The 18,277-nt window shown below is 67.8% G+C and carries 15 protein-coding genes; 8 read left to right on the top strand and 7 right to left on the bottom strand.

The genetic code is table 11. The annotated features are described in order from the left end of the window. The first annotated feature begins 9 nt into the window (after positions 1-9). Positions 10-2,763: a helix-turn-helix transcriptional regulator gene (locus ABQE93_RS02865; RefSeq protein WP_448405753.1), complete on the top strand. Its 2,754-nt coding sequence runs from the start codon at positions 10-12 to the stop codon at positions 2,761-2,763. A 4-nt stretch (positions 2,764-2,767) separates the two neighbouring features. Here the strand turns inward: ABQE93_RS02865 and ABQE93_RS02860 are convergent, their stop codons facing one another. After that, the gene (locus ABQE93_RS02860) at positions 2,768-4,936 is read right to left on the bottom strand and encodes an acyl-CoA dehydrogenase family protein (protein WP_448405752.1); all 2,169 of its coding nucleotides are present in this window, start codon (positions 4,934-4,936) and stop codon (positions 2,768-2,770) included. Positions 4,937-5,112: 176 nt separating this feature from the next. Here ABQE93_RS02860 and ABQE93_RS02855 point away from each other — a divergent pair, with 176 nt between their 5' ends. Beyond that, positions 5,113-6,336, top strand: coding sequence for an alpha/beta hydrolase fold domain-containing protein (locus tag ABQE93_RS02855; protein ID WP_448405751.1), 1,224 nt, complete (start codon positions 5,113-5,115; stop codon positions 6,334-6,336). Between the two features lie 30 nt (positions 6,337-6,366). After that, complete coding sequence (locus ABQE93_RS02850) at positions 6,367-7,779, top strand: WS/DGAT/MGAT family O-acyltransferase (protein WP_448405750.1); 1,413 nt, start codon at positions 6,367-6,369, stop codon at positions 7,777-7,779. On the opposite strand, the gene ABQE93_RS02845 is transcribed toward ABQE93_RS02850, so the two are convergent. Further along, complete coding sequence (locus ABQE93_RS02845; RefSeq protein ID WP_448405749.1) at positions 7,769-9,028, bottom strand: alpha/beta hydrolase; 1,260 nt, start codon at positions 9,026-9,028, stop codon at positions 7,769-7,771. The two genes, ABQE93_RS02850 and ABQE93_RS02845, sit on opposite strands and share 11 nt — an antisense overlap. Before the next feature lie 40 nt (positions 9,029-9,068). Continuing rightward, positions 9,069-9,884, bottom strand: a complete 816-nt coding sequence (locus tag ABQE93_RS02840; protein WP_448405748.1) for a lysophospholipid acyltransferase family protein — start codon at positions 9,882-9,884, stop codon at positions 9,069-9,071. 88 nt (positions 9,885-9,972) lie between these two features. Between ABQE93_RS02840 and ABQE93_RS02835 the strand changes: the two genes are divergently transcribed. Both ABQE93_RS02835 and ABQE93_RS02830 read left to right on the top strand, forming a co-directional pair. Further along, positions 9,973-10,755 carry a crotonase/enoyl-CoA hydratase family protein gene (locus ABQE93_RS02835; protein WP_448405747.1) on the top strand — a complete coding sequence of 261 codons (783 nt, stop codon included), beginning with the start codon at positions 9,973-9,975 and terminating at the stop codon, positions 10,753-10,755. Positions 10,756-10,792: 37 nt separating this feature from the next. Continuing rightward, complete coding sequence (locus ABQE93_RS02830; protein WP_448405746.1) at positions 10,793-11,116, top strand: DUF8129 domain-containing protein; 324 nt, start codon at positions 10,793-10,795, stop codon at positions 11,114-11,116. Positions 11,117-11,135: 19 nt separating this feature from the next. Here ABQE93_RS02830 and ABQE93_RS02825 read toward each other — a convergent pair whose 3' ends face one another. Next, positions 11,136-12,611 (bottom strand): HNH endonuclease signature motif containing protein, encoded by a 1,476-nt coding sequence (locus tag ABQE93_RS02825; RefSeq protein ID WP_448405745.1) that lies wholly within the window; start codon positions 12,609-12,611, stop codon positions 11,136-11,138. Between the two features lie 70 nt (positions 12,612-12,681). On the opposite strand from ABQE93_RS02825, the gene ABQE93_RS02820 reads away from it, so the two are divergent. The 3 genes from ABQE93_RS02820 (at position 12,682) to ABQE93_RS02810 (ending at position 15,022) form a co-directional block, all read left to right on the top strand. Continuing rightward, on the top strand, positions 12,682-13,518 hold the full coding sequence (locus ABQE93_RS02820) for an arylamine N-acetyltransferase family protein (RefSeq protein ID WP_448405744.1): 837 nt from the start codon (positions 12,682-12,684) through the stop codon (positions 13,516-13,518). 63 nt (positions 13,519-13,581) lie between these two features. After that, the gene (locus tag ABQE93_RS02815) at positions 13,582-14,499 is read left to right on the top strand and encodes a helix-turn-helix domain-containing protein (protein ID WP_448405743.1); all 918 of its coding nucleotides are present in this window, start codon (positions 13,582-13,584) and stop codon (positions 14,497-14,499) included. 1 nt (position 14,500) lies between these two features. Further along, a complete protein-coding gene (locus ABQE93_RS02810) occupies positions 14,501-15,022 on the top strand; it encodes a dihydrofolate reductase family protein (RefSeq protein WP_448405742.1) in 522 nt (173 codons plus the stop codon). On the opposite strand, the gene ABQE93_RS02805 is transcribed toward ABQE93_RS02810, so the two are convergent. The 3 genes from ABQE93_RS02805 to ABQE93_RS02795 form a co-directional block, all read right to left on the bottom strand. Next, positions 15,019-15,591 carry a TetR/AcrR family transcriptional regulator gene (locus ABQE93_RS02805; RefSeq protein ID WP_448405741.1) on the bottom strand — a complete coding sequence of 191 codons (573 nt, stop codon included), beginning with the start codon at positions 15,589-15,591 and terminating at the stop codon, positions 15,019-15,021. The genes ABQE93_RS02810 and ABQE93_RS02805 overlap by 4 nt on opposite strands. A 364-nt stretch (positions 15,592-15,955) precedes the next feature. Further along, positions 15,956-17,431, bottom strand: a complete 1,476-nt coding sequence (locus tag ABQE93_RS02800; RefSeq protein WP_448405740.1) for an aldehyde dehydrogenase — start codon at positions 17,429-17,431, stop codon at positions 15,956-15,958. Between the two features lie 14 nt (positions 17,432-17,445). Beyond that, positions 17,446-18,255, bottom strand: coding sequence for a class I SAM-dependent methyltransferase (locus ABQE93_RS02795; RefSeq protein WP_448405739.1), 810 nt, complete (start codon positions 18,253-18,255; stop codon positions 17,446-17,448). Between the last annotated feature and the right edge of the window lie 22 nt (positions 18,256-18,277).

Below are 18,277 nucleotides of genomic sequence, written 5' to 3'. Positions count from 1 at the left end.
GTTTGCTGAGTGTCAGAATTGCGTGTGCCCGTTGGCGTCGTCGGCCGGACCGCGGAACTGGCGGCAGTTGCCGCGTTGTACGCGGCGGTCGACCGCTGGCCCGCGGGGTTACTGCTGGAGGGTGAGGCCGGGATCGGCAAGACCACGTTGTGGCTGGCAGCGTTGCAGGAGGCGAGCGCCAACGGGTTTTCGGTGCTGTCCGCGCGGGCGTGGGAAGCGGAGTCGATCCTGGCCTACGGCGCGGTGGCCGACCTGCTCACGGGCGTCGATGCGGAACTGCTGGCGACATTGCCCGATGTGCAGCGCGTCGCGGTGGACCGGGTGCTGTTGCGCGGCTCAGGGGTCGGGCCCGACACCGATCAGCATGTGGTGGCGGCCGCGCTGCTCTCGGTCCTCGGTGCGCTGGCCGCCGACACGCCTGTCGTCGTCGGTGTCGACGATCTGCAGTGGCTCGACGCGTCCAGCCGCGCGGTCATCGCGTTCGTGGCGCGGCGGCTGCGGGGCCGGGTCGGGCTGGTCGCGACCGAACGCACCACCTCCGATGCCGCCAGCACGGTGGCGTGGCTGCACCTACCCCGACCTGATGCGCTGACCAAGGTGTCGATGCGTCCGTTGAGCCTGGGCGGCCTGCACCAGTTGGTGAGCACCCGTCTTGGCCGATCGCTGTCCCGTCCCACCCTGGTGCGCCTCGCCGACGTCTCGGGTGGGAACCCGTTCTACGCGTTGGAAATGGCCCGTGGTCTCGACACCGGAGCAGAGCTGCCCGACACGCTCGCCGACGTCGTGCGGTTGCGCCTGGCCGGGCTCGGCAGCGACACGTACGACGCGCTGCTCGCCGCGGCGAGCACGGCCGATCCGACAATGGACGTGCTTGCGCGGGCCACCGGCACGACGATCGAGCAGATATCGGCGCACCTCGAGGAGGCCGAAAACCACGGAATCGTCGAAATCATCGGCGACCATGTGCGTTACACGCATCCGCTGCTGGCTCGCGGCGTCTACGCCGAAGCAAAGCCGGCCCGGCGCAGACGAATTCATCGTGCCCTGGCCGGCGTGGTCGAGCACCCTGAATTGAAGGCGCGCCACCTGGCCCTGGCGTCCTCCCGTCACGATCCGCAGATCGTGCAGGCACTCGACGCGGCCGCCGACGCCGCGCGGGCCAGGGGTGCACCAGCCGCCGCCGCCGAATTCTCGGATTTGGCAGTCAAACTGGGTGACACACCGGTGCGCCGGCTCCGGTCAGCCCAGCACCACTTCCGGGCCGGCGACGTCGACCGGGCACACGAAGTGCTCGCCCCCGCCCTCGACAAGCTGCGACCCGGGGTGGTGCGGGCACTTGCGTTGAGCCTTCTCGCCGGGATCTGGATCTACCGCCGCAGTTTCCACGCCGCCGCCGAGGTACTCACCGAAGCCGTGTGCGACGCCGAAGCCACCCCGGCGGTGCTTGCGCAGACACTGCTCATGTTGTCGTTCGCGCAAGCCAACACGGGCAACTACGGCGAAGCGCTGCGCAATGCCGAGAAGGCGGTCGAATACGCCGAGACGCTCGGTATCGCTGTGCTGACCAGTCAGGCGCTCGCCGACCAGCAGCTGCTGAGCATGCTGTCCGGCAACGGGTTCGACGAATCCGTGTTGCGCCGCGCGCTCGAACTGGAAGACATCGACGTCGACGTACCGATTCCGTTCCGGGCCAGCTCGGCCGCCGCCCAGATCCTGTCGTGGGACGGCCGGCCCGACGAGGCGGCCCAACACATCGAAACGCTGTGGCGCCGGTGCATCGACACCGGTGCGGACAGCGACATGTTGTTCATCGCCGTGTGGGGCACGCTGATCAACGTGTGGCGCGGCGACTTCGGCAAAGCGGCCGAGACGGCCGAGGTCGCCATGGTGTGCGCGGAACAGATGGGCGGCGACAACAGCATGGGCATCGCGCTGACCGTACGGGGTTTGGCGGCCGCGTACACCGGCGACGTCGAACAGGCCCGAGCTGACGCGCAGGCGGCCATCGCGGCCGCCGAACGTTTCGAGTCCCCACTGCTGGCCGAGTGGCCGATGATGACGCTCGGCTTTCTGGCGGTCTCCTTGGGCGACCCCGAGCAGGCGTTGAATGAGCTGGCGCCGTTGGTTTTTCGAACTGACGGTCTCCGCTGCACCGAGATCATCAAGGCCGGGTTTGTTCCGGATGCGGTCGAGGCGCTGGTCACCCTGGGCCGTCAGCGTGAGGCCGAGCCCATGATCGAAGCGCTGGAACGTAACGGCGCCCGCCTGAACCGGGCCTGGATGCTGGCGATCGGGGATCGGTGTCGGGCGATGGTGCTCGCCGCCGACGGCGATATCGAGACCGCCGAACAGGTGGCGCTACGCGCGATGACGCACCACGACCGGCTCGCGATGCCGTTCGAACGGGCGCGTACCCAGCTGCTGCTGGGTCAGCTTCAGCGTCGTAGACGACAGAAGCGCACCGCCGCAACGACTCTCGAGGATGCGCTGTGCGGGTTCGAGGGTCTCGGCGCCCCGCTGTGGGCCCAGCGGGCCCGTGCGGAGTTGGCGCGCACCAACGTCGGCGCCAACCGCGCCGTCGACCTGACGCCCTCTGAGCAACGCGTTGCCGAACTGGCCGCGTCGGGCATGACCAACCGCGATATCGCGGCCAAGCTGTTCATCAGCGTCAAGACGGTCGAGGCGAACCTGACCCAGATCTATCGCAAGCTCGGCATCCGGTCGCGCGCCGCGCTCGGCCGGTTGATCGACCCCCGGCCGTGAGGCGCTACTTCAGCAGCGGATCACGGGGCAGACCGAGGATGCGCTCGGCGATCGTGTTGCGGGTGATCTCCGAGGTACCGCCCGCGATCGTCATCGCGCGGTTGCCGAGGTAGGCCAACGTCAGCACCGGCGTCTGCCCGACAACTGGTGCCGGACCGGCCAGTTCCATGGCCAACTCGGTCATCCGCTGCCCGGACTCGGCGACCAGCAGTTTGGTGACGTTGCCCTCCGGACCGGCTTCCGAACCTGCGATCGCGCGGGTGACCCGGCGCAGGTTCAGCAGCCGCAGCGTGTGGGTTTCCGCGATCACCTCTCCCACGCTACGCACGTAATGGGCAGCGGTCTCGGCGGGCGCATCGTCGAGCAGCTTGACGAGATCCCGTGGCGTGAAACCGGTTGTGCCGCCGGAACCTCCGCCGATCGAGACGCGCTCGTTGCCCAGCGTCGCGCGGGCCACCAGCCAGCCCTTGTTGACGTCGCCCACCACGTCGGCGTCGGGTACGAAGACGTCGTCGAAGAAGACCTCGTTGAAATGGGAGTGCCCGGTCAGGCCCTTGAGCGGATTGACGGTCACCCCCGGCGCCTTCATGTCGATCGCCATCATCGTCACCCCGGCGTGCTTGGGCGCGTCGGGGTCGGTGCGCACGGTGGCCAGCCCCCACTGGCACTCGTGCGCCAGGCTGGTCCACACCTTTTGGCCGGTGACGCGCCAACCGCCGTCGACCTTTTTGGCCGACGTCCGCACCGCGGCGGCGTCCGAGCCTGCACTCGGTTCGGAGAACAGCTGACACCACATCACCTGCCCGCGCAGCACCGGCTCCACCCAGCGTTCCCGCTGGTCGTCGGTGCCGGCCTGGGCGATGGTCAGCGTCACCCAGCCGGTGATGCCCATATCGGGGCGTTCGATGCCGCCGAACTCCTCTTCGATGACCAGCTGTTCGAGCACGTCGGCGGCGCGCCCCCAGGGCTTAGGCCAATGCGGCACAAGGTATCCCGAGTCGACGAGGAAATCGCGGCGCTTCTCGGCGGGCAGCGACTGCAACGTCTTGACGGCTTCGCGGGCCTGCTCGCGGTACTTCTCCGCCTCGGCGGGCAGGCCGAACGACGCGCCGCGGGCCTGGCCGCTGCGCTGGGCCTCGACGATATCCAGCAGCGGGTCACCGGCTTCGGCCATCAACGCGGCCAGGGTGCGGGCCCGACGCAGATACAGGTGGGCGTCGTGCTCCCACGTGAAGCCGATACCGCCGTGCAGTTGGATGTTGTTCTGCGCGTTGAAGATCTGTGTGCGGACAGCGTGTGAGGCGGCCACCGCGGCGGGGAACCAGGCACCTTCGAGGTCCTCGGCGCGGGCCGCATCCCAGGTGGCCGCGGTGCTCACCTCCGCGTTCACCAGCATGTTGGCGGCGTGGTGTTTGACGGCCTGGAACGTGCCGATGGTGCGGCCGAACTGTTCACGCACCTTGGCGTACTCGACCGCCATTTCCAGGCTCGCCCAGCTGACGCCGACCGCTTCGGCCGACGCCAGCGTCCGGAACACGGTGCGTGCCTTACGTGCGGCGCCGCGCAGCACACGGTCCTCGGACACCGACACGCCCTGCAACGCGACGGCGCCGACGCTGCGGGTGGTGTCCAAGGATTCCAGCGCCGTGACGGTGACCCCGTCGGCGCCCGCGTCGACCACCACGACGTCCTCATCCGCGACGACAACCAGAACGTCCGCGTCGGGAGCGCCCAGCACCGCGCGGCACTCGCCGGTCACCACCAGGTCGGAGCCGCCGGCCACCTCCCCCGAAATCGCGAGCGCGCCGACAGTGGACCCGTCGGCCAAGCCTGGAAGCAGTTGCGCGCGAACCGAATCGGGTGCGCAGCGGTCGATCACCACCGCGGCGGCAACGCTCGGCAGAAACGGGCCGGGGCACAATTCGTGGCCTTGGGCTTCCAGCACCACCGCCAGTTCGGCCAGACCGAACCCGGATCCGCCGTGCTCTTCGGCGATGGCCAGCCCGGTCCAGCCGATCTCGCCGGCCGCCGACCAGATGTCAGCCGGATGCGAGGACGCGTCTTCGAGCGTGGCGCGCGCGGCGGCGCGGCTGTTCAGCCGGTTGAGCTGGCCAAACGCCGCATCTGCCAGGTCGTTGTGCTCTTCGGTGATGGCCAGGGCTGACTTACTCACAGTGGGAGTCCTCGTTTACATTTTGGCTTAGTTTTGGCACTCGAAAAGTAACGCTAACCCCTTTGCCCAGCTCAACGCATACGTGACGCCGATCACACTGATCTTGACCCGAACCGGGCGCCGACATCTTCGTCATGTCGCCGTTTGAGAATCGGACTGCGGGGTACAGTTCGGCAATGGCGGTACGGCCCGAGGCCCGGAATCCCGGCGCGACGATGTGGAAACGTGCCAGGTGGTTTCTCAACGCCGGGCCCTCCGACTACATGCTGGCCATGAGCGTCGCGTCGGCGTCGCTGCCCGTGATCGGGAAACACCTTGAGCCCCTTGGTGCTGCGACCGCCATGAGCGTGTGGGGGTCCCGTCATCTTCCGGATTTCTTCGGTGCGGCGGCCAAGTCCTGGCTGAGCCCGGGCAACGCGGAGCTGAAGCGCAGCGAACGCGACAGCACGCACACCGTCACCGCGGCCGCGCTGCGCGGCGTCGTCAATCCCCGTGACCTCGACATCGACTGGCCGGCACCGCAACGGGTGCCGCCGCTGTGGAACATGCGCGAGCACCGCCGCAGCGTCTACCGCACCTCGGTGCGCTACGGGCCACGGCCGTGCCAGCTGCTCGACGTGTGGCGACCCAAGGACCTGCCGGTCCAACCCGCGCCGGTGCTGATCTTCGTGCCGGGCGGCGCCTGGGTGCACGGCAGCAGGATGCTGCAGGGCTACGCGCTGATGTCGCATCTGGCCCAGCAGGGCTGGGTGTGCCTGTCCATCGACTACCGCGTTGCACCGCACCATCGCTGGCCCGCCCACATCACGGATGTGAAGACCGCGATCGCGTGGGCCCGCGCCAACGTCGACAAGTTCGGTGGCGACCGCAACTTCGTGGCGATCGCGGGAACCTCGGCGGGCGGGCACCTGTCGGCGCTGGCCGGTCTGACCGTCAACGACCCCGAGATGCAGGACGAACTGCCCGAGGACTCGGACACGTCGGTGGACGCGGTGGTCGGCATCTACGGCCGCTACGACTGGGAGGATCGTTCGACGCCCGAGCGGGTGCGGTTCGTGGACTTCCTGGAGCGGGTGGTCGTCAAACGCAAGATCGCCAAGCATCCCGAGGTCTTTCGCAAGGCGTCGCCGATCGCGCAGGTGCACCCGGACGCGCCGCCGTTCCTGGTGATCCACGGATCCGGGGATACGGTGATACCGGTGGCGCAGGCCCGCGCGTTCGTCGAACGGCTGCGCGGGGTGTCGCGGGCCCCGGTGAGCTATCTTGAACTGCCTGGCGCAGGCCATGGGTTCGACATGACCGACGGCGCCCGCACCGGTTCGATGGCGACCGCGATCTCGTTGTTCCTCAACCATATTCACCGGCACCGGGCGTTGATCGGGGCCAAGGAAGTCATTTAGGGGGCTGCTGCTCCGGAGAGGGGGTGGCTTTTGAAGAGGCTGAGCGGCTGGGACGCGGTACTTCTCTATAGCGAGACACCCGAAGTGCATATGCACACCCTCAAGCTCGCGGTGATCGACCTTTCCGAATTGAAGGGCCGCAAGTTCGGCATCGAGGACTTTCGCAAGGTCATCCACGGCCGGCTCTACAAGCTCGACCCGTTCCGTTACGAGCTCGTCGACATCCCGTTCAAGTTCCACCATCCGATGTGGCGGGAGAACTGCGAGGTCGACCTCGAATACCACGTGCGCCCCCACCGGGTGGCCAGTCCCGGTGGGCGGCGCGAACTCGACGAGGCCGTCGGCGAGATCGCCAGCACACCGCTGGACCGCAGCCGGCCGTTGTGGGAGATGTACTTCATCGAGGGGCTGGCCGACGGCCGAATCGCGGTGCTCGGCAAGATCCATCACGCCCTGGCCGACGGCGTGGCCTCGGCCAACCTGCTGGCGCGGGGGATGGACCTGCAGGCCGGGCCGCAGGACCGGGACTCGTATGCGACCGATCCCGCGCCCACCCGTGCCGAACTGGTGCGCACCGCCTTCGGCGACCACATGCGCCAGATCGGGCGGCTACCCGCCGTGATGCGCTACACCGCGCAGGGTGTGCGGCGGGTGCGCAAGAGCACCTACAAGCTGTCGCCGGAGCTGACGCGCCCGTTCACGCCGCCGCCGTCGTTCATCAACCACCGCGTCGACGCCAAACGCCGGTTCGCGACCGCCACCCTGGCGCTGGCCGATATCAAGGAGACCGGCAAGCACCTCAACGTCACGATCAACGACATGGTCCTCGCGATCTCCGCCGGGGCGCTGCGGCAGCTGTCGCTGAAGTACGACCGACATGCCGATCACCCGCTGTTGGCCTCTGTCCCAGTCAGTTTCGACTTCTCCGCCGAACGCATCTCGGGCAATTGCTTTAGCGGTGTGATGATGACGGTGCCGATCCACCTCGCCGACCCCCTCGAGCGGGTGCAGGCCGTGCACGACGGCGCGGTGAGCGCCAAGGAAACCCACCACCTGCTCGGCCCCGAACTCGTCAGCAGGTGGTCGGCCTATCTACCGCCCGCACCCGCCGAGCGGCTGTTTGCCTGGCTGGGCGAAAAGGACGGCCAGAACAAGGTGCTCAACATCCCGATCTCCAACGTGCCCGGCCCACGTGTGCACGGCCGGGTCGGTGGCGCGCTGGTGACCGAGATCTACTCCGTAGGTCCGCTGACGACCGGCAGCGGGTTGAACATCACGGTGTGGAGCTACGTCGACCAGCTCAACATTTCGGTGCTCTCCGATGGCGCCACGCTCTCGGACCCACACGAACTCACCGATGCGATGGTCGAGGCGTTCACCGAGATCCGTCGTGCCGCAGGGCTTTCCGAAGAGCTGACGGTCATCGATTCCGTTATTGCCTGACTGGCTGGACCTTGGTGCGCTTGGCGTGCACCCACGACAGGAACTTCTCGACCGCCTGTGCGGTGTAGTGGCCCCGCGGTGAGCCGTAGTAGAAGTCGAACGCATGCTGCGCGTGCGGGATCTCGGCGTAGGCGACGGTGGACGTCGACACCTTGCTCAACGCGTCGGCGAAATCGCGTCCCTCTTGCACCGGGATGATCGAGTCGTCCTGGCCGTGCAGGATGAAAAACGGTGGCGCGTCGGGCCGTAGCCGCATGATCGAGGATGCGTCGACGTAGGTCTGCTTGTGTTCGACGATGCGTTTCTTCACCACGAACTTCTGCAGGAACGAGATGAACTCCCTGCGTCCGGATCCGCGCGCCGACACCCAGTCATAGCGGCCGTAGATCGGCACCGCGGCCGCCACCGAGGTGTCGGCGTCCTCGAACCCGGGCTGCCACTGCGGGTCGTTGGGCGTCAACGCGGCCAGCGACGACAGGTGACCGCCGGCCGAACCGCCCGTGATCGCCACGAAGTCCGGATCACCGCCGTAGTCGGCGATGTTGTCCTTGATCCAGGCCAGCGCGCGTTTCACGTCGACGATGTGGTCCGGCCACGTGTGGCGCGGGCTGACGCGGTAGTCGATCGACACGCACACCCAACCGCGTTCGGCCAGATGGCTCAGCAGCGGGTAGGCCTGTGGCCGTCGCATACCGATCGCCCACGCGCCGCCGGGCACTTGGAGCAGCACCGGCGCCTTCCCGTCGAGGGGCAGGTCGGCGCGGCGCCAGATGTCGGCACGGTTGACGCGCGAATGTGGGCCGTAGACAACGGTGTTCGCCTTCCCGACATAGCGGCGGCGCACCAACTCGTTGGGCCACACGCCGATCATGCGTCGGCGCACCGCGGGCTGCGACTGCGCGGCAATCGCCTTGTAGTCGTCGCCCAGCTCCTTGCGCAGCGGCTCCTCAAAGTAGGGCTGCGAGTTGAGGTTTCGGTAGTGAATGAGGCCAAGCAGCGCCCACGCGATCGCGGTGAGCAGCAACGCGATACGCCCGCCGGCGCCGCGGAAGTCACCGCGCCAGCCACGGCGTATCGCGTCGAGCACCGACGCGGCCAGGTACAGCGGGGACATCTCGGTGGTCGGCCAGCCGAACGCGAACACCGGAATGGTGATGTAGCCCTCGCGGCCCAGGGGGCGCACCCCGTTGGCGGCGTTGACGAGTTCGGCGACGGCGCGCAGCAGCGGGTAGCGGGGGAGCTTGGACAAGGTCGGTCTCTCTCGGGGAGCGTGCAGATTCAAACCCACGCTAGCCGAGTACTGGAAGTCGACGCTGTGCTGCCAGCTCGTCCAGGGCGCGCTGCATCACCCGGCGCACATGGGCGTCGACCTCGTCGATATCGGGATCCGTGCCGAACTCGTCCTCGATGTGGATCGGCGGCAGCACTTCCATCACGATCTTGGCCGGCAGCGGAATGTTGGGCGGGATCACCAGCGACAGCCCGAACGGGAAGCCGAACGAAATCGGCATGATCTTCGTGCGGGCCAGCCGCGCGATCGGCCCGAGACGCTCGGCCAACCACGTGCCCCGCGACAGGAAGATCTGGGTCTGCTGCCCGCCGATGCCCACCGTCGGCACGATCGGCACGCCGGCGTTCAACGCCGCCTTCACATAGCCCGTGCGGCCGCCGAAGTCGATCACGTTCTCCGAGAACGTCGGCCGGTACACGTCGTAGTCACCACCGGGGAACACCACGACCAGACCGCCCGAACGCAATGCGGCGTCGGCGTTTTCGTGATTGGCGCTGATGAAGCCGATCCGCCGGAAGAAATCCCCCGTCGGACCGGTCAGCAGCATGTCGTGGCTGAGCGTGTACATCGGCCGGTGGTAACCGTGGCGGTCGTAGAAGTCGGCCGCCAGGATGGGCACGTCCATCGGGAACAAGCCACCGGAGTGGTTGCTGACCACCAGCGCACCACCGGCGGGGACGTTGTCGAGGCCGTGCACCTCCGAGCGGAAGTAGCGCTTGAGCAGGGGGCGGGTGACGCCCATGACGCGTTCGGTCAGCCCGGGGTCCCATTTGGCGAGCTCCGACGGCATGTTCTCGGTCTCGGTCGCGGCCATGCGGCCCCCTTCGATGGAAAACTGAAACGTGTTCTAGTTTAGCTTGGCGGCCGCGACGCGCGCTTTCGCGGCCGTTACGATCACCCGCGTGAGCGACGAAACCAGTGGAACCAAAGAAGCAGTTCTTGTCGAGCAGCGTGACCGGATCCTGATTATCATCATCAACCGGCCCGAGGCCAAGAACGCGGTCAACGCCGAGGTCAGCCGCGGCCTGGCCGCCGCGATGGACCGGCTCGACGACGACGCGGGCTTGTCGGTGGCGGTGCTAACCGGCGCGGGTGGCTCGTTCTGCGCCGGGATGGACCTCAAGGCCTTCGCGCGCGGCGAGAACGTCGTGGTGGAGGGCCGCGGCATGGGTTTCACCGAGCGGCCGCCGGTCAAGCCGCTGATCGCGGCGGTGGAGGGCTTCGCGCTGGCCGGTGGGACCGAGCTGGCACTGGCCACCGATCTGATCGTGGCCTCGAAGGAGTCGGCGTTCGGCATTCCCGAGGTCAAGCGCGGCCTGGTCGCCGGTGGCGGTGGGCTGCTGCGGCTGCCGCAGCGCATCCCGTACGCGATCGCGATGGAACTGGCGTTGACGGGGGAGAACCTGACCGCGGTGCGTGCCCACGACCTCGGCCTGGTCAACGTGCTCGCCGAACCCGGGCAGGCGCTCGAGGCGGCGATCGCGCTGGCCGAGAAGATCACCGCCAACGGGCCGTTGGCCGTGGCAGCGACCAAGCGGATCATCGTCGAGTCGCGCAATTGGAGCCCCGACGAGATGTGGCGTGAGCAGATGAAGATCCTCGGGCCCGTGTTCGCGTCGAACGACGCCAAGGAAGGCGCGATCGCGTTCGCCGAGAAGCGGCCGCCGAACTGGACGGGCACCTGACGGTTTTCCGTCGCGCCGCGATGGGCAACCGGGGGGTATGGAACTTCCGCTGACCGACTACGACCAGCTACCCCTGACGGAATTGCGCCACCGCATCCGGTCGCTTGACGAGCCGCAGTTGCGCACCCTGTTCGAGCACGAAACCGAGCACGGCAACCGCATTCCGGTGCTCGAGCTTCTCAACGCCCGGTTGCGAGAGCTCACCCACGGCGCCGAGCCATCCGGCGGTGACCCGGACAACGCGCCGAGCGTCAGCGGAGCGTCGGGTGGCTCACCCGTGCAGGAGTCGACCGCGGCCGAGCCGGGGACGCCGTTGCGCCACGGGGTGGCCTCCCAGACGCCGTCTCGCGGCAAGCCGTAGGCGACGGGCCGCGTCGGTGTCAGATCGGCGGTACATCGCGTGGGGCGTCGCGGTGGTTGAGTTCGCGTTCGGCGTTGATGCGTGCTTGGTTGTCGGCGGCGCGGCTGCGTCGTCGTCGTGGCATCTTCAAGGCGCGTTGCGCCGAGGGCGGGGGCGCGTTGGCCGGTGGGGGTAGGTCGGCGGTGGTGGTGTCCCAGTTCGGAAACAGCACCCGGCTAAACGGGTAGGTGCGGTAGGTATGTCCGCTGGGCGCGGTCCACACAATGGTGCCGTCGGGGTACTGCTGGTCGCGCCAGCCGCAAAAAGTTTTGAGCAAGTGATGTAAACGGCACAAGCACTTGTTGTTTGACGGATGGGTGGGCCCAGCGGGGTAGGGCGTGCTGTGGTCGATGTCGCAGTTTTGGGCGGGGCGGTCGCAGCCGGGGAACCGACACGTCATATCGCGCATGTGCACGAAGCGTTCACAGGCCCGCGACGGCCGATAGCCCGGATCGGCGATGTCGTACGGCCGATACACCGGGCGCACAGTGGCCCCGTTGTCGATCAACTCGGCCAGCAACGCCGGCGGAATCACCCCACCCCCGACGATCAACGCCACCGGAGGTTGCGGTGACGCGGGCTCCGATGATTCGGCGTTGGTGTTGGCGGGGCGCGACAAATTGGCCTTGGCCTTGGCCTTCGTCGGAGTGGGGGTGGTGTCGGTGATGGCGTGGATGACGAAGGCCGCCGCGCGTGCGTCAGCCGCCCCGGCCCGCGGGCACTGCGCGCCCCCGCAGTGGCAGGCCAACTGCTCGGCTCCAACGGCGATGGCTCCCAACGCGGCAGCGCGGCGTTGGCCCTCGGTGCGCGGATCGGCCGCACACACCCCGGCGATCATCGCGGCGATGCGCTTGTCGAGCAGTTCGGCATCGACGGCCGATAACCGCCCCCACAACGACGCGGTGCCGGTGTCATCATCGGGCTTGCCCAGCCGCACATCACAATCAAGCGCGGACTCATGAAAGCGCCGCCGGGCATCGGGGTCGTGGGTTTCCACGATCGCGTCGATGGCCAACTCCAGGCGTTCCTCTGACAACGCCCCCCAGGCCACGGCGCGTTCGGCGACCGCGTCATCGATGCGCGCCATCAGCTCGGCATCGATCACCAGGTGGGTGCGCCAGGTGATTGCCGAGACCAGCTTGGCGCTGATCTCACCGGCACTGAACCGGGCGGCCAGCTTGGGCAGGCGCTCGCGCAGCGCTAATCCGATCCTCATCTGCCCGGAGGCTTTGCGCTGGCTGATACCCATCGCCGCGGCCACCTCCGCGGCCGCACACGCCCACAGATCCACCGCCCACTGCTGGCGCTCATCTAGCTCGGGCGCGTCGGCGCGCGCGGCGAGCTCGCCGATCGCGGCAAACCGCCGCGCCGCCGTCACCGCCTCAGCACGCGTGCACGCTTGAATCTCGGCGACCAGCGCGGCCTCACCGGCCGACCGAAACTCCGAAGCGAACATACGTTCGATACTGCCAGAGGCCCACGACAGAAATTGACCTCAACTTGGGTTGAGCCCGGAGGATGTTGTCATGACTGCCGACGTGATCCCCGCATTCGACCTGGCTGCCTACTTCGACCGGATCGGGTACACCGGCTCGACCGCAGCGACCGTCGACACACTGCACGGGCTGGTCGCTGCGCACCTCCGATCCATCCCGTTCGAAAACCTCGACCCGCTGATGGGGATTCCGGTGGCCGATCTCAGCGCCTCGGCCCTCGATGACAAGATGGTGCGTCGGCGTCGCGGCGGCTACTGCTTCGAGCAGAACGGCCTGATGGGTTATGCGCTGGCGCAGCTGGGTTTCGACGTCGACCGGCTCGGCGGGCGGGTGGTGTGGATGCGCGAGTCCGACGAGCTGCCCGCTCAGACGCACGAGGCGCTGGCGGTGACCGTGCCCGGGGACGACGGGCGTTGGCTGGTCCACGTCGGCTTCGGCGGTCAGACGCCGCCCTCGCCGATCCGGCTGGAAGCCGGCCCGGTGCAGCAGACCCGCCTTGAGCCCTACCGGCTGCGTGAACACGAACAGGGCTATGTGCTGGACACCCAGATCCGCAACGAGTGGCAACCCGTGTACCTGTTCGACACGCGACCGCAGCCCCAGATCGACCGCGTGGTCGCAAGCTGGTATGTCTCAACGCATCCCGAGTCGAAATTCGTCACCGGCCTGTCCGCGGCGATCGTGACCGACGAGGCCCGCTGCAACCTGCGCGACCGTGACCTCGCCATCCACAACGCCGGCGACACCGAACGGATCCGCTTCGATAGTGCCGCCGACGTGCTGACCGCATTGACCGATCGCTTCGGCATCGACCTGACGGGGCTGGGCGACGTCGAGGCCCGCGTCAGCGAGGTACTCGAAGCCTGAGCGCCGGTGGACAGCAGGAATTGTCATGTCCAACCGGCAGGTGCGCGACCATACTCATTCAACGTGGGCGAGCGATCACACCGGGACCGGCTGCGCGAACTGCTCGACGCCGTCGTCGACGCCGACAACACCGAGGTCGGCGATATGGCGCGCAGCAGCTACGCCTCCGAATTCCACTTCTCCCGCGAGGTGCGCCGGCTGACCGGGGAGTCGCCCGCCGCGCTGCGCCGACGCATCATGCTCGAGCGGGCCGCGTGGCGCCTGCACAACGGCGAGACCGTATCGGCCGTCGCCGCCGACGAAGGCTGGTCGTCAACGGAGGTGTTCTCGCGCGCCTTCCGGCGCACCTTCGGCGTACCGCCGTCTCGGGCCCCCGAACTGCCGTTTCGGGTTGCGGCGCCCAACGGACTGCACTTCCATCCGCCCCAGTCGCTGTGGCTGGACAGCGACGGTGACACCAAGGAGCCCGACATCTCGCAACTGATGGTGGCGCACGACATCGCCGACACGGCGTATCTGATCAATCAGGCCGCGCAGCTGTCCAACGACCAATGGTGCGAACCGATTTCGCCCGGTCAGGTGGTCCTGGACTGGGACGGTCCGGAGCCCAGCGTCGGCGCGGTGCTCGGCGCGATCGTGTGGACCAAGCAGGTCTGGCTGGCCACGATCGACGGCCGCGACTTCCCGGACCGCGCCGCGACCCGACCCGAGTCAGCCACACCCGAAAAGCTAACCGACCACCATGACGACATTGGAAAACGCTGGGCAGCAATGGTTTCCACGTACACCGCCGAAGGCAGGTTAAACGACACCATCATCGATGCGCTGTGTGACCCGCCGGAATCCTTTCAGCTGTACGGCATTATCGCGCACGTGCTCACCTACTCCGCGCACCGACGCCAACTCGCCCGCGCGATGCTCGCGCGCCACGGGGTGCGCACCGACCACGGCGATCCGCTCGAATGGATGAGAGGCAATTGACATGGCGACCGTGTACTACACCGCGTCCAGCCTCGACGGTTACATCGTCGACGAGGCCGACAGCCTGGACTGGCTGACGTCACGCGCCATCGACCAGTCCGGGCCGTTCGGCTACGACGCCTTCATCGAGTCCGTCGGCGCGATCGTGATGGGATCGGCCACCTACGAGTGGATCGGGAAAAACCAACCGGGCCAATGGATGTACGAGCAACCGTGCTGGGTGCTGACCAGCCGTCCCCACATCGTCATCGAGGGCCATCCCGTGCAGACGTTCGACGGCGACGTCACCGAGTTGCACCCGAAGTTGGTGGCCGCCGCGGCCGGCAAGGATGTCTGGGTGGTCGGCGGCGGCGACGTCGCCGCGCAGTTCGTCGCCGCGGGCCTGATCGACGACATGATCGTGAGCTACGCCCCGTGCTCGCTGGGCGCGGGTTCCCGTGTGCTGCCGGTCCGTTCGGAATGGGTGCTGTCGGAGTCCGCGGTCAACGGGGACTTCGTGTGTGCGCGGTGGCGCAAGGGTTAGCGCTGGTCGGGAACACCGTGACGACGGATGAATTCCCTTGACCTGATCAAGAATTCGACCTGCTGGGCGACGTCATGCAGGGGATCGACACTGCGGGTGGACCGGCACAGCACCACCGCACCTTCCAGCGAGGCGATGCACATGATCGCCAGTGACGCGGCCTGGGCTTCGTCGAACCCGTCCGAGACGAACGCGCGGGTGAGCGCGTCGCGCCAGTGGGTGAAGATGCCGCCGGCAAGCGAGCTCAGCGCCGGCTCGTCGTCGGCCGACCCGATCGCGGCGGCGACCACCGGGCAGCCGGCGCTGAACGAGCTTTTGACCAGCAACTGTTCCCAGAACTCGACGAACTGCCGCACCAGATACATCCCGCCGTGCGCGACGGCGTCGTCCATCACCTCGGTGATCGCCTCGCCGGCGTACTGCAGCGCCTCGGTCAGGATCTGGTTGCGGCCGCCGGGGAAGTGGTAGTAGACCGAACCCCGCGGCGCGCCGCTGCGCGCCAGTACCTCGTCGATCGTGACGCCCGCGGCGCCGCGTTCCCGCAGCACCTGTGCGGCGCTGACGAGCATGTTGGTTCTGGTGGAGCCGCGCTTGGTGCGGCCCTTGGCCGGGGTGGCAGACAGCAGAGACCTCCGGAGCGAACGGTCAGACCGCGCGCGTGGGCCGCAGCTGCGACGTAAGCCGGCCGAACCCGCGCGACCCGAAACGCACGAGGGGCCGACGGCTATCAGGCACGCGATAGGTGAACCGGCGTCCAGCGAAGTTGACCTCAACGATCCACATCGAGCGCCTCCTTTGTATGACGTGAAGCATAAATTGCGTAACACCGGTTGGCAATTTATGTATTCCCGATCACACTGAGACGCTGATCAGCCCGTTGTAGCACCGAGCAAACGGTCAGCGGATTATGCTCCAAACCATAATCCGGGAACGTCAGTCTTCCGGGTTGTAGCCGAACGGCAGCAGCACGCTCTTGTGTTCGACGTAGGCCTCGATGCCTTCCGGCCCGTTCTCACGCCCGATGCCGGAGTTCTTGTACCCGCCGAACGGCGAACCCGGATCGAAGGCGTACATGTTCACCGCGTAGGTGCCCGTGCGGATCTTCGACGCGATCTCGATCGCCTTCTTGTTGTCGGTCGTCCACACGCTGCCCGCCAGGCCGTACACCGAGTCGTTGGCGATGCGCACCGCGTCCTCTTCGGTGTCGTAGGGGATCACCGCCAGCACCGGGCCGAAGATCTCCTCCTGGGCGATCGTCATCGAGTTGTCCACATCGGCGAACACGGTGGGTTCGACGAACCAGCCGTTGTCCAGACCCTCGGGGCGGCCGCCGCCGGTGACGAGGCGCGCCCCCTCATCGACGCCCTTCTTGATGTAGCCCTCGACCCGCTCGCGCTGCTTCTCGCTGATCAGCGGCCCGATCGCCGCGTTCGGGTCATCGGGCAGCCCGACCGGCATCGCCGAGATGAAGTTCGCGACCTTCTCGACGATCTCGTCGTACCGCGAGCGTGGCGCCAGGATGCGGGTCTGCGCGACGCAGGCCTGACCGCTGTTCATCACACCCGAGAAGCCGAGCATCGGCAGCGTCGCGTCGAGGTCGGCGTCCTCCAGGATGATCGCGGCCGATTTGCCGCCCAACTCGAGCGTGCACGGCTTGAGCTTCTCGGCGGCGATCTTGGCGATCTCCTTGCCCACCGCGGAGCTGCCCGTGAAGGTGAACTTGTCCAGCTCGGGGTTGGCCGTCAGCGCGCGGCCGGTTTCCGGGCCGCCCGGCACGATGGACAGCACCCCTTCGGGCAGGCCGGCCTCGGCGAACATCTCCGCCATCGCGAACACCGACAGCGGGGTTTCGGCGGCCGGCTTGAGCACCATGGTGCAGCCGGCCAGCAGGGCCGGGCCGAGCTTGTTGGCGGCGAGGAAGAACGGCACGTTCCACGCGGTGACGGCGCCGACGACACCGATCGGCTCGCGCACCACCATGGTCTGGCCGTAGACCCCGTCGCGGACCTCTTTCCACGCGAACTTGTCGGCCGCGCCGGCGTAGTACTGGAACGCCGACATCGCGGCGCCGTACTGCATCATGTCGACGATGGTCTGCGGCTGGCCGGTCTCGGCGGCCAGCAGGTACTTCAGCTCGTCGGCGCGCTCCTCCATGAGCTTGACCGCGGCGCCGAGCACCTTGGCCCGCTCCTCGGGCGACATGTGCGGCCACGGCCCCTCGTCGAAGGCCTTGCGGGCGGCCGCGCAGGCGGCGTTGACGTCGGCCTCGACGGCCAGCGGCACTTTGCCGACCAGTTCGCCGGTGGCCGGCGAATGGACCTCGATGACCTCGTCGGATGCGGGCTCGGCCCACTTGCCCCCGATGAAGAGTTTGTCCCATTCGGTTTTGTAAGCCACGGTCTGAGTCATGCTCGTCACATTACCTACCCACCCGGGAAAGTAGAACCTGTTCCAGTCGGCGGCATCAGAACGAGCACCAGGTTGCTGACCAGGAATTCCCGCAGCCCGGGCATCCGCGTCAGCCACCATGCCCATCGCGGGTGGTAGCGGGGGAATGCGGCCAGCACGGCGCCGGTGGCGTCGGCCCACTGCAGCCCGGCGGCCGCCGACACCGCGAACAGTGACGAGCCGTAGTTGTTCTTCGGTGGATGGCCATGCTTGCGGGTGTAGCGCGCGGCCGCGCGGGCCCCGCCCAGGTAGTGCCAGAGCCCGGTCTCGTGTCCGCCGAAGGGGCCGAGCCACACCGTGTAGGACAGCACCACCAACCCGCCGGGCCGGGTGACGCGCAGCATCTCCCGGCCCAGCCGCCACGGCTCACGCACATGTTCGGCGACGTTGGAGGACAGGCAGATGTCCACGCTGGCGTCGGCGAACGGCAGTGCCGTACCGGACGCCCGCACGTAGGTGGCCGGTGTCGTCGCCTCGGGCGCGGCGTGCATCGCATGGATCTCGCCGGGGTCGGGTTCGACGCCGATGTAGTGCACCCCGGCGTCGGCGAACGCCGACGCGAAGTAGCCGGGTCCACCGCCGACGTCGAGCAGCGTGCAGCCGGCCGGCGAGGTGCCGTGCACCCCGAGCCACAGGTCGGCGACCATCGCCGCGGTGTCGGAGGCCAGCGCCCCGTAGAACCGCGCGGGATCGCGCTGCTCGAACCGGAACTCGCCGAGCAGCTTGATCGACCGGGTCAGCGTCGCGCGGCGGGCCAACACATCGGTGACATCGGTGACGGCCATCCGAGCGACCATATCCAGCCGC

Source organism: Mycolicibacterium sp. XJ662, assembly GCF_053484035.1.
The sequence above is the reverse complement of the archived record's forward strand: the minus strand, read 5'-3'. Positions and strand labels throughout refer to the sequence as shown.

Coding starts and splice junctions, on each gene's coding strand:
- ABQE93_RS02855 (WP_448405751.1), top strand. CDS start 5,113: ATGGCGGTACGGCCCGAGGCCCGGAATCCCGGCGCGACGATGTGGAAA.
- ABQE93_RS02840 (WP_448405748.1), bottom strand. CDS start 9,884: ATGGCCGCGACCGAGACCGAGAACATGCCGTCGGAGCTCGCCAAATGG.
- ABQE93_RS02830 (WP_448405746.1), top strand. CDS start 10,793: ATGGAACTTCCGCTGACCGACTACGACCAGCTACCCCTGACGGAATTG.
- ABQE93_RS02825 (WP_448405745.1), bottom strand. CDS start 12,611: ATGTTCGCTTCGGAGTTTCGGTCGGCCGGTGAGGCCGCGCTGGTCGCC.
- ABQE93_RS02820 (WP_448405744.1), top strand. CDS start 12,682: ATGACTGCCGACGTGATCCCCGCATTCGACCTGGCTGCCTACTTCGAC.
- ABQE93_RS02810 (WP_448405742.1), top strand. CDS start 14,501: ATGGCGACCGTGTACTACACCGCGTCCAGCCTCGACGGTTACATCGTC.
- ABQE93_RS02805 (WP_448405741.1), bottom strand. CDS start 15,591: ATGCTCGTCAGCGCCGCACAGGTGCTGCGGGAACGCGGCGCCGCGGGC.
- ABQE93_RS02800 (WP_448405740.1), bottom strand. CDS start 17,431: ATGACTCAGACCGTGGCTTACAAAACCGAATGGGACAAACTCTTCATC.
- ABQE93_RS02795 (WP_448405739.1), bottom strand. CDS start 18,255: ATGGCCGTCACCGATGTCACCGATGTGTTGGCCCGCCGCGCGACGCTG.